Consider the following 1421-nt stretch of genomic DNA (forward strand, 5'->3'; position numbering starts at 1 on the left):
AGATGGTGAAAATGGCTTACCAGATCCTCTTCGCCATCAGATTGCCGCTATGTTTTATTCGTACTTAGATGTGTAGTGGCATAGTAATTTTGGCCACCTAATTAGAGGATGTTATGATCCGTTCATAGCAGTATTAGGTGAATTAAATGACTAAGAAGTCGCGTAAGAATTTCAGCCCCGAAGTAAGATTAGAAACCGCCCAATTGGTTCTCGATCATGGTTACACCCATGAAGAAGCAGCCAAGGCGATGAATGTGGGTTATTCAACCATTGGTAAATGGGTGAAGCAATTAAAAGAAGAGCGCCAGGGTAAAACCCCGAAAGCGACACCGATGACGCCAGAGCAGCTTAAAATACGTGAGCTTGAGAAAAAGATAGAGCGCATTGAATTAGAGAAAGAAATTCTAAAAAAGGCTACCGCTCTGTTGATGTCGGATTCACTGAACAATTCGAAATAATCGAAAAACTCAATAAGAGCCAGAAAAGCCGATATCCAGTGAAAGTGTTATGCGATGTCTTTGGTGTTCATCGCAGCAGTTATAAGTATTGGCAACGGCGAGATAAGTCGCCTTCAATTGAGCAACTGACGTTGCTTAATAAAGTAGAAGAAGCGCACGAGTTAAGCGGAGGCTCTGCTGGTGCGAGAACCATTAGCGAAATTGTCACTCAAGATGAAAGTGACATCACGTTAAGTCGCTACCGTGCTAGTAAGCTTATGAAAAAGCTTGGTTTAGTCAGTTGCCAACTGCCTAAGCATGCCTATAAGAAAGCATCGAAAGAGCATGTAACAATACCGAATTTACTAGAGCGACAGTTTGATGTTGTCGAACCAAATCAAGTCTGGTGCGGCGACGTTACATACATCTGGACAGGGTGTCGCTGGGCTTACTTAGCGGTGGTTATCGACCTGTTCGCACGAAAACCTGTTGGTTGGGCTATGTCTCATTCTCCAGACAGTGAATTAACGGTTAAGGCCTTAACGATGGCTTATGAGCTACGAGGGCGTCCAAAAAACCTCATGTTCCATAGTGATCAGGGAAGCCATTATACCAGCCGCAAATTCAGGCAAAGGATATGGCGCTTTAAGATAAAACAAAGCATGAGCCGCCGTGGTAATTGCTGGGATAATGCTCCAATGGAGCGTTTTTTCAGAAGTTTAAAAACGGAATGGATACCAACAACGGGTTATCGTAGTTTCAAGGAAGCGAAGTTAGAGGTGACGAAATATATAATCGGCTATTACAGCCAGGTTAGGCCACATCAGCATAATGGTGGTTTGTCGCCAAACGAGTCAGAAGAAAGATTCTGGCAAAACTATAAAACTGTGGCCAATTTAACTTGACCACTACAATGCGGAAAAACATCAAGCTAAGGTAGAGCGGGAAATGGAAGCACAGATCAAACAGCAACCTCAATGTCAT

Annotated in this window: 1 protein-coding gene; it reads left to right on the forward strand. The window is 43.3% G+C overall.

The genetic code is table 11. From position 1 onward, the window contains the following. Nucleotides 1-146 precede the first annotated feature (146 nt). Nucleotides 147-1342 (forward strand): IS3 family transposase gene (locus FE810_RS16985; RefSeq protein WP_138321861.1). Its coding sequence is split into 2 segments (ribosomal slippage): nt 147-414 and nt 414-1342, totalling 1197 coding nucleotides; the frame shifts between segments, so codons are not numbered across the junction. The last annotated feature ends 79 nt before the right edge of the window (nt 1343-1421 follow it).

It is taken from the genome of Thalassotalea litorea, from assembly GCF_005843925.1.
Lineage (GTDB): Bacteria > Pseudomonadota > Gammaproteobacteria > Enterobacterales > Alteromonadaceae > Thalassotalea_A > Thalassotalea_A litorea_A.